The sequence below is a fragment of the Aminicella lysinilytica genome, from assembly GCF_004362975.1.
GTDB classification, from domain to species: domain Bacteria; phylum Bacillota; class Clostridia; order Peptostreptococcales; family Anaerovoracaceae; genus Aminicella; species Aminicella lysinilytica.
On record NZ_SNXO01000053.1, the window covers coordinates 1 to 10,153 of the forward strand.

Genomic DNA, 10,153 nt, shown 5'->3' on the forward strand with positions numbered 1-10,153 from the left:
AACAACAAGAGACCACATTCATTTAACAATGGTTTACCACCAGCTAAAGTCGCATAAAAGGCGCATGCCTATTACAATTTTGCTTGACCAGAACAAAATTCTAATGAAACGCACCTTCGTTCCTCAATATGAGGCTATACGTGCGAGTCGCACTTATACGACCAAATAGCAGATAAATGGTGCGGGCAACGTGTCCAGGATTATGGGTACATACCAGTGTCCAGGATTATGGGTACATACCAGTGTCCAGGATTATGGGTACATACTGGTGATCAGAATTATGCATAATCTTATGCATAAAGGTACCATTGATGGAACAATACCTAAGTACTACAATAAGGCTATCGAAGCACATAAAAAAGGAGAAGTTCGTAAGGCTATCGAAGCACATAAAAAAGGAGAAGTCCGTAAGGGTAATCATACTTTTATAATTACCCTTGCGAACTCTCCAACTGAGTCTGGTTCTATTTAGCGTTATGCTCTTCGATGAGCTGGTTCTTAACATTCCACAGTTTGCGGGAAAGATCCACATAATAGGTCTGCGGATTTTCGAAACGCAGAGTCTCTTCCCAGAGAGTCTCCATCTGATCGGCACAGTACTTCTTGACTTCCTCGATCGGAGGGCAGTCGTAAACGCGCTTGCCGTGTTTGAACAACTGAACGCGAAGATTCTTCACGTAGAAATTATCCAGTTTCTTCTTTTTCCAGATGGCATTTGGATCGAAGATTTCGTAACCATCCACTTCTGGGATCGTCTCGCCATCCAGAGTCATCACATCAGCCAGAGCCTTATGGCTCTCTTTATCATATAATCTATAGAGAGTTTTGAAACCCGGGTTGGTGATTTTCTCCACATTCTCGGAGATCTTGATCTTAGGAATGATCTTGCCATTCTTTTCCAGAGCCGACAGCTTGTAAACGCCGCCGAATACAGGTTCAGACATGGCGGTGATCAGACGCTCGCCAACGCCGAAGGCATCGATCTTGGCACCCTCGAAAATCACATCGCGGATTATATATTCATCCAGCGAATTTGAAATCGTAATTGAACAATCCTCAAGGCCGGCCTCATCAAGCATGCGCCTTGCGCGCTTTGTCAGATAGGCTATGTCGCCGCTGTCGATACGTATGCCCATCTTAGCAGGCTTCAGCTCCTTGAAAACTTTGATCGCAGCCGGAACGCCCGTCTTCAGCACATTGTACGTGTCAACCAGCAAAATGCAGTTCTGCGGATAGATCTCAGCGTATTTTTTGAAGGCCGTGTACTCATCCGGGAACATCTGCACCCAGCTGTGAGCCATTGTGCCAAGGGCCGGAATATCGTAATCGCGGTCCGAAATCGTGCAGGCAGTGCCGCAGCAGCCGGCGATGTAGGAAGCCCTGGCGCCGAATATGGCAGCAGCCGTGCCGTGGGCGCGACGGGAACCAAACTCCATGACAGGCCTGCCCTGAGCAGCCCTGACTATACGATTGGACTTGGTTGCAACCAGACTCTGATGATTGATCACCAGCAATATCATAGTTTCCACGAACTGGGCCTGGATCACAGGTCCGCGGACCGTTACAAGAGGCTCGTGAGGAAATATCGGCGTCCCTTCCGGAACTGACCATACGTCACACTCGAACTTAAAATTCTTTAAATAATCGAGGAATTCCTCGCAGAAGCTGTTCTTGCTGCGAAGATACTCTATATCCTCATCTGTAAATTCCAGATTATCTAGATAATCGACAACCTGTTCGACTCCGGCCATAATAGCGTATCCGCCTCTGTCCGGGATCCTTCTGAAAAACATATCGAAGTACGCTATATCGTCCTTCATACCTGACAGCAAATATCCATTAGCCATAGTGATCTCATAGAAATCAGTAAGCATAGTCAGGTTTTCCTTGTTAACCATCGGATTTTCTCCTTCATAAGTTACAGCGCAGTCCTCCCGGGCTTTATTGCCCGTTCCAGTAACCACGTGGGTTATATTATAAACTATTTCAGCATTTTCTTCAAGAACTGCCCCGTATAAGATTCCTTGCAGCGAGCAACTTCTTCAGGTGAACCGAAAGTGACTACCTGCCCTCCCCGGTCGCCACCGTCAGGCCCCAGGTCGATAATGTGGTCAGCCCTTTTGATCACGTCTAGGTTGTGCTCGATGACCACCACCGTGTTACCCTGATCCGTCAACTGATCAAGGACCGCCAGCAGTTTGTCAACATCGGCAAAATGCAGGCCCGTCGTAGGCTCGTCCAGAATGTACAAAGTGTGACCTCTGCTTCTCTTGGAAAGCTCCGTGGCCAGCTTGACTCTCTGGGCTTCGCCGCCGGATAGCTGGGTCGAAGGCTGGCCAAGCTTGATATAGTCAAGGCCCACCTGGTGCAAAGTATCCAGCTGCCGCTTGATGGCCGGCTGGTTTTTGAAGAATTCCAGGGCTTCGGCAACGCTCATATCCAGCACGTCGAAAATGCTCTTGCCCTTATACTTGACCTCCAGAGTCTCGCGGTTGTACCTTTTGCCCTTGCAGACCTCGCAAGGCACGTAGACATCCGGAAGGAAATGCATCTCTATTTTGATTATGCCGTCGCCGCTGCAGGCCTCGCAACGTCCGCCCTTGACATTGAAGCTGAAACGGCCTTTGCCGAATCCGCGGATCTTCGCCTCGGGGAGACTGGAAAACAGGTCCCGTATGTGAGTGAACATGCCCGTATATGTGGCCGGGTTGGACCGCGGCGTGCGGCCAATAGGCGACTGGTCTATGTCTATGACCTTATCGATATTCTCCAGACCCAGCATCTCGTCGAATTTTCCCGGCTCTTCCTGTGTGCGATTGGTTATCTGAGAAGCGCCCTTGCAGAGGATCTCGTTGATGAGACTGCTCTTGCCTGAGCCGGAAACTCCTGTAACGCAGACGAATTCACCCAGAGGGATCTTCACATCAATATGCTTCAGATTATTCTCAGCAGCGCCCTTAATGGTAATAAACTGTCCATTGCCTGGCCTCCTGATTTTCGGAACGGCTATTTTCTTGGCGCCGGACAGGTACTGACCCGTAATGGATTCCTTGCAGTTCTTGATATCATCCACTGTGCCCTGGGCCACCAGCTTGCCGCCGTAGATCCCGGCGCCGGGGCCGATGTCTATAATGTGATCCGCCGCGTACATAGTGTCCTCGTCATGTTCTACAACGATGAGAGTATTGCCCAGATCCGTCAGATGGCGCAGAGTCGCCAGCAGCTTGTCATTGTCCTTCTGATGGAGGCCGATGCTCGGCTCGTCGAGAATGTACAGGACTCCCGTCAGACCCGAACCGATCTGAGTCGCAAGCCTGATTCTTTGGGCCTCGCCGCCGGAAAGTGTGCCGGCCGCACGGGAAAGAGTCAGATAATCCAGACCTACATTGACCAGGAAAGTCAGCCTTTCCTTTATTTCCTTGATGATCTGCCGGCCGATAAGTTCGTCCTTCTCCGACAATTTCAGACCTTCCATGAACTCCAGAGCCTGCCTGATGGACATATCCGACAATTCAGCAATATTTTTGTCCCCGACTGTTACGGCGAGCACCTCGGGTTTCAGGCGCTTGCCCTTGCAATCCGGACACTCCCTGACGACCATGTACTTGCGCATGCGCTCCTTCATAAAGTCTGAGCCCGTCTCGCGGTAGCGGCGTTCCACATTGTTGATGACGCCCTCGAAGGGGTGGTCGCGGTTCTGGGTGGAGCCGGTGTTGCGACTGGTATAGGTGTATTTCAGGTGTCTGTCGCCGGTGCCGTACAAAAGTTCCTTCTTGAAGTCTTCAGGCAGGTCTTTGTAAGGTACGGTCAGGTCAACGCCATGCTCTTTGGCCAGGGCGTCTATCATCTGGCGGTAGAAACCGGAAAATTCCATAGATGCGAAAATGGTCCCAAGGGCACCCTTGATGACGCTCTTGTCTGTCTTGATGATTTTATTCGGATCGATTTTCTCCGTGAAGCCCAGGCCGTTACAGGTCGGGCAGGCGCCGAAGGGACTGTTGAAGGAAAACATGCGTGGTTCCAGTTCTTCTATGCTGACGCCGTGCTCCGGGCAGGCCAGCTTAGTTGAAAACACCTGCTCCTTCTCGAAATCCTTGTCCTTGAAGTGAACTGTCACCAGTCCTTCGCCTTCCTTCATGGCCAGTTCCACGGCCTCGGAGATCCTGCTCCCCTGGCCCGGCTTGACTATGATACGGTCTACGACTATTTCTATAGTATGCTTGAACTTTTTATCCAGCTTGATTTCATCTTCATTAATCATGAGAATGTCGCCGTCGACTCTGACTCTGGTGAAACCCTCACGGCGGATCCTGTCAATGATCTTCTCATGCTCGCCTTTCCGGGCGCGGACTACGGGAGCCATGATCATCAGGCGCGTGCCTTCAGGGTATTCCATAATGGCGTCTACCATCTGGTCTACACTCTGACTGGTGATTGGTCTGCCGCAAATAGGGCAGTGGGGCTTGCCGATCCTGGCATACAAAAGCCTGAGATAGTCGTGTATCTCAGTTACTGTTCCCACTGTTGATCTTGGGTTCTTGCTGGTTGTCTTCTGATCGATGGAGATAGCCGGTGAGAGGCCTTCAATTAGCTCCACATCGGGTTTGTCCATTTGCCCCAGGAATTGTCTGGCGTAGGACGAAAGGCTCTCTACATACCTTCTCTGGCCTTCCGCGTAAATTGTATCGAAAGCCAGCGATGACTTTCCGGATCCTGACAGTCCTGTCAGAACTACCAGCTTATCTCTGGGTATCCTCACATCCAGATGCTGCAGATTATTTTCATTGGCGCCTTTTACGATTATTTCATTTGCCATCGGCTGATTACTCCCTTGCTCTGTACTCGAATATCTGATCGCGCAGAGACGCCGCTCTCTCGAACTGCAGGTCCTCTGCCGCCTGTTTCATTTGTTTTTCCATCTCTTTGACATAATCCTTCAGCTCCGCCGCAGTCAGTTCTTCAGGCTTCTTGCCTTTATATGCTCCTGTGTTGTCAGCGACCCTGGTTGCTTCGATTATCCCTCTGACCGCCTTCTTGACGCTGGTCGGAGTAATGTTGTGATCTTCATTATATTTCTGTTGGATGCCGCGTCGTCTGTTGGTCTCATCAATAGTGGCCTTCATGGCCTTGCTGATCCGGTCACCGTACATAATGACCCTGCCGTCAACGTTCCTTGCCGCTCTGCCGACAGTCTGTATGAGGGAAGTTTCCGTTCTCAGGAAGCCCTCTTTATCGGCGTCCAGTATGGCTACCAGGGAAACTTCCGGAATGTCCAGTCCCTCTCTCAGCAGGTTAATGCCCACGAGAACGTCGAATTCGCCCAGCCTCAGGTCCCTGATTATCTCAAGTCTCTCCAGAGTATCCACCTCTGAATGGAGATACTTGGCCTTGATACCAGCCTTGATCAGATAGTCCGTCAGGCTCTCTGACATTTTCTTGGTAAGAGTAGTCACGAAAACTCTCTCGCCTTTCTCAATTGTCAGGTTGATCTGGCTGATGAGATCGTCGATCTGTCCCTCGGTCTTCTTCACTTCTATAGGAGGGTCGATCAGGCCTGTAGGTCTGATGACCTGCTCGGCTGTGATGCCTCCTGCCTTTTCCTTCTCGTAGTCCGCCGGCGTAGCGCTGACGAACATTATCTGATTGATCATGCCCTCGAACTCTTCGAATTTCAACGGCCTGTTGTCTAGAGCCGACGGCAGTCTGAAGCCGTAGTCCACCAAAGATGATTTCCTGGATCTGTCTCCTGCGTACATGGCTCGTAACTGCGGAAGCATGACGTGAGACTCGTCGATCATTATCATGAAATCCTCAGGCATATAGTCGATGAGGGTGTATGGTCTGGTGCCCGGCGGCGTCCCGTTAAGATGCCGCGAGTAGTTCTCGATGCCCTTGCAGGAACCGATCTCTCTGAGCATTTCCATGTCATATCTGGTCCTCTGCTCTATTCTCTGAGCTTCCAGCAGTTTGCCTCTGTCCTTGAACCACTGGATCCTCTCCTCAAGTTCCTCTTCAATTGTGCCCATGGCGTGTTCCATTTTCTCCGGCGAAGTGACATAGTGAGACGCCGGGTAAATAGCCACATGATTCCTCAGACCGATGATTTCCCCCGTGACAGGGTTCATCTCCTTGATAGCCTCCACCTCGTCGCCGAAGAGCTCCACGCGGATCGCTTTGTCCGAGCCCGATGGGAAGATGTCGATAATGTCGCCCCGGGCCCTGAATGTGCCGCGCTCGAAAGCCATGTCGTTTCGGGTGTATTGGATGTCCACCAGTTTGCGCAGAATGTCACGCCGGGATTTTTCCATGCCCGGGCGCAGTGACAGCATCTGGTGCTCGTAGTCGAAGGGACTGCCCAGGCCATAGATGCATGAGACGCTGGCCACGATGATCACGTCCCGCCGCTCAAAAAGTGACGCAGTGGCGGAGTGTCTGAGTTTGTCGATTTCGTCGTTGATGTCTGAGTCTTTCTCGATGTAGGTGTCCGTGGATGGCACGTAGGCTTCCGGCTGGTAGTAGTCGTAGTAGGATACAAAATATTCTACGGCGTTGTCGGGGAAGTATTCCTTGAATTCCCCGTGAAGCTGGGCTGCCAGGGTCTTATTGTGGGAGATGATCAGGGTCGGTCGCTGGAGCTTCTGGATGACGTTGGCCATGGTGAAGGTCTTGCCCGAGCCCGTGACTCCCAGAAGAGTCTGGCACTTTTTACCCGCCTGAAACCCAGCCACAAGCTTGTCTATGGCCTGAGGCTGATCTCCCGTCGGTTTATATTCTGAGTGTAATCTGAACTCCATGTTTCTATCCGTTCTGCCTGCCTGCGGCAATTACTACATGCTTGGCCAGGACCGATGAAGTCACGCTGCCGCAACCTCCCGGTACCGGGCTTATATATGAAGCCTTCGGCTCAACATTCTCGTAGTCTACATCGCCGCACATTTTCCCGTCGGCGCCTACGTTGATGCCTACATCGGCAACAACGGCCCCTTCTGAGACCATGTCGGCTGTGATCATTCCGGCTTTTCCTGCGGCGGCAACAACGATCTCCGCGTTCCTGCAGGTGCCGGCCAGATCCGCCGTCCTTGTGTGGCAGATGGTTATAGTTGCGTGTTTCTTCAGCATGAGCATGGCCAGTGGTTTTCCTACTACCATACTTCTGCCGACGATGGTCACTCTCTTGCCCTTCAGCTGGATGCCGTAGTGATTCAGCATTTCCATGACTCCCTCAGGAGTGCACGGAGCGAATCCCGTCTCGTCGCCGGAGAAAACCTTAGCGATGTTCACCGGACTCATGCAGTCCATGTCCTTGCCCGGATCGATCATCCTGTCTACGGGTTCCTCGTCCAGATGCTTTGGCAGCGGTCGGAACAGCATGATGCCGTTTATCTTCGGATCGTCGTTGACCTTACTGAATTCTTCTTCGAAATGTTTCTGATCTATATCTTCAGGAAGCTCCGTGACCACCAGCCTGATGCCGATGCCCTCCAGCCTTTTCCGGGCGCCGCGCTCGTAAGCCAGATCCTCCGGCTTGGCGCCTACGCGGACTATGTCCATAGTCGGCTCGATGCCGCGGGCCTTAAGGTCCTCGACCTCCCTGACTAATTTCTCCTTCATGGCAGCCGCTACCTCGGCTCCCTTCATGATTACCTTTGCCATAATAATGCCTCCTTAATCCTTTGGTTTCTTATAGAATCGCCCGTTCAGCTGCTCCGTCTTCATGACGTTTATGAAGGCGTGAGGATCCACGTCCTTGATGGCCTTGACCACGGGATCGACCTCTTCGCTGGAAACGACGGAATATATCAGATTGCGCACAGCCCCGTCCTCGTAATAGCTCTCGCCCTTGAACAAAGTGGCGTCGTGATGTGTCATGATGCTGATCTTATCGTAGACGGCCTCTGGCATGTCCGAGATTATCATAAGGGTGTGCTTGTTGTAGCGTTGGAACAGAGTCTGAATGACCTGGGTGCTGCAGAACTGGTATACTATGGAGTACAAAGCCTTGTCCCAGCCGAACATTATGCCGGCGATGGCGAGGATGCATACGTTGCTCATGAGTATGTAGTTCCACGCGTCTATGCCTTTCTTCTCTGAAAGGTAGATGGATATGAAGTCGGTCCCGCCTCCGCTGGCGCCTACGTACAGGCACAAAGATATGGCTGCGCCGTTGATGATTCCGCCGAAGAGGCAGATCAACAAAATATCGTATGTGATGGTCACCTTAGGCAGCATGTCTGTCATGACGCTGCTGAGGATGATCACATACATAGAATATATGGTGAACCTCTTGCCCAGATATCTGATTCCTATGTATATCGGAATCAGATTCATTGGTATGTAAATTGCCGAATAGGGCAGCGTGAAGCCGAAGAACTTCTCGCAGGCTCTGATTATCAAAAGCGTCGCACCGGAAAACCCACCGGGGAAAAGTCCTCCGGTGTTGACGAAGCTTTTAAGATTGAATGCTATTATCAGGGCGCCCACTGTGCAAAATATGAAGCACTTGACTTCCTTCTTGACGCGGCTGTCGCCCCGGACTTCTTTGGCGGCGCCGGCTGTAATGCGAGCCTCGCCGGTCTTGTCTTTCTTCCTGCCGCGACGGCCGCTGTTCTTGCCTTCGGCGCGGCCTTTCTCGTCTTTCTTCATTATTTTTCCTCTTCAGGCTTGCTGGCCTCATCCTCCGGAATCTTACTTACATCTATCCACTCCAAAGCCTTGGAATACTTGAAAAGCTCATCGCATGTGAATTCTATGGCGCTGTTGTCGCTGCCGCAGGCCGGAAAAACCGTGTCGAATCTCTTCATGGATTCATCGCAGTATATCCTGACTTTCGGATCTTCTATAGCAAAAGCACATACGCCTCCGATGGCATGACCGGTTTTGGCCAAGACCTCATCGGGTGAAAGCATCTTAGCCTTGAAGCCGAAGAACTTCTTGAATTTCTGATTATTTATCTTAGTGTCACCTGCAGTCTGAATAAGAATGCAGCCCTCTTCATCGTCCAAATCTTTAAATGAAAGAGTCTTACAGATCCTGGCCCCTTCGACTCCCACGGCCTCCGCCGCCAGATCCACTGTGGCGCTTGACACGTCGAATTCCTGGATCCTGTCCTCCAGACCAAGTCCTTTGAAATATTCTCTAACTTTTTCTATAGCCATTTCTCGCCTCCAAAATCTGATTTTACGTCGTTTAAATATGTACCCGTTTACCGATTTATTATAACATACTATGGGGATTTTTTCACTCTAATTGGTCCGCCAAATGACCTCCACCAGAATACCCCTTTTCACCCTATGACTATTGTTCCATCAATGGTACCTTTATGCATAAGTTTATGCATAATTCCGGCCACTGTTATGTACCCGTAATGGTACGTGCTCGTAATGGTGCGCAACACCCCATAATCCTGGTCACCGGGCGAGCCTACCCAAAGGGCTCAGGGCCGCGACGCCCGGGTTCTTAATATTCATTTTCCGAACACCAAAATATTCTCCAAGCATTTTTTCGTTGCTCTAACTTTACTGAAATATGTACCCATTACTGAAGAATGTACCTGTTCTAGATATCTAATAGCCTGTAATCGTTGCATTTACTTGTTTTTTCCAAAATAGCAAGTATGCATAAGCCTGTGCATAAAGGTACCATTGATGGAACAATAGGCTAAGTGCAGATTGTGGTACTCAACGCCCGGTCGTTGGCTGGGCGGACTGCATGCATCAATAACCCAAATATAACCGCAATAGTGGAAGCGCGACTAAATACGACAAAGTTCCACCTTTTGTTCATTGGTTCAATTGAATAGTTAACTTCCATGCCCCAACATAGTGTATGATGCGTGGGCCGAGAAACGGAAGTTACCATTGCAAACAGATAATAGCTGACATTTAATCGTGTCAGCTTTTTTGCGTTTCATATCTTAATGATGTAAAATATCATAACTTCAGCAGAGGAGGTGGCGGAGCAAAGGAGAAAAAATGAAATACAAACATTTAACATTAGATGATCGAATCGAAATACAGCATGCGTTAAAAGATCGCACATCGTTCATAAAGATAGGTGTTGCTCTTAACCGTGATGCATCAACGATCTCAAAGGAAATCAAGGCGCATGCACATGTGACAAAGACCGGGACAAAATCGAGGCCACACAACTCATG

The 10,153-nt window shown here is 50.3% G+C and carries 7 protein-coding genes; 1 reads left to right on the forward strand and 6 read right to left on the reverse strand.

The window, feature by feature from the left end:
- Positions 1-464: 464 nt before the first annotated feature.
- The 6 genes from EV211_RS09845 to EV211_RS09870 form a co-directional block, all read right to left on the reverse strand.
- Positions 465-1,898, reverse strand: coding sequence for a nicotinate phosphoribosyltransferase (locus EV211_RS09845; protein ID WP_133529263.1), 1,434 nt, complete (start codon positions 1,896-1,898; stop codon positions 465-467).
- 83 nt (positions 1,899-1,981) lie between these two features.
- Complete coding sequence (gene uvrA, locus EV211_RS09850) at positions 1,982-4,816, reverse strand: excinuclease ABC subunit UvrA (RefSeq protein WP_133529264.1); 2,835 nt, start codon at positions 4,814-4,816, stop codon at positions 1,982-1,984.
- 7 nt (positions 4,817-4,823) lie between these two features.
- Positions 4,824-6,794, reverse strand: a complete 1,971-nt coding sequence (gene uvrB / locus EV211_RS09855; protein ID WP_133529265.1) for an excinuclease ABC subunit UvrB — start codon at positions 6,792-6,794, stop codon at positions 4,824-4,826.
- A 4-nt stretch (positions 6,795-6,798) separates the two neighbouring features.
- Positions 6,799-7,653 (reverse strand): bifunctional 5,10-methylenetetrahydrofolate dehydrogenase/5,10-methenyltetrahydrofolate cyclohydrolase, encoded by an 855-nt coding sequence (locus tag EV211_RS09860; protein ID WP_133529266.1) that lies wholly within the window; start codon positions 7,651-7,653, stop codon positions 6,799-6,801.
- A 12-nt stretch (positions 7,654-7,665) separates the two neighbouring features.
- Positions 7,666-8,643 carry a YitT family protein gene (locus EV211_RS09865; protein WP_133529267.1) on the reverse strand — a complete coding sequence of 326 codons (978 nt, stop codon included), beginning with the start codon at positions 8,641-8,643 and terminating at the stop codon, positions 7,666-7,668.
- Positions 8,643-9,155 carry a YbaK/EbsC family protein gene (locus tag EV211_RS09870; RefSeq protein WP_133529268.1) on the reverse strand — a complete coding sequence of 171 codons (513 nt, stop codon included), beginning with the start codon at positions 9,153-9,155 and terminating at the stop codon, positions 8,643-8,645. The genes EV211_RS09865 and EV211_RS09870 overlap by 1 nt, the downstream gene beginning before the upstream one ends.
- Positions 9,156-9,971: 816 nt before the next feature.
- Between EV211_RS09870 and EV211_RS09875 the strand changes: the two genes are divergently transcribed.
- Positions 9,972-10,153: helix-turn-helix domain-containing protein (locus EV211_RS09875; RefSeq protein WP_133529269.1), on the forward strand; the 182-nt coding region annotated here is incomplete at its 3' end.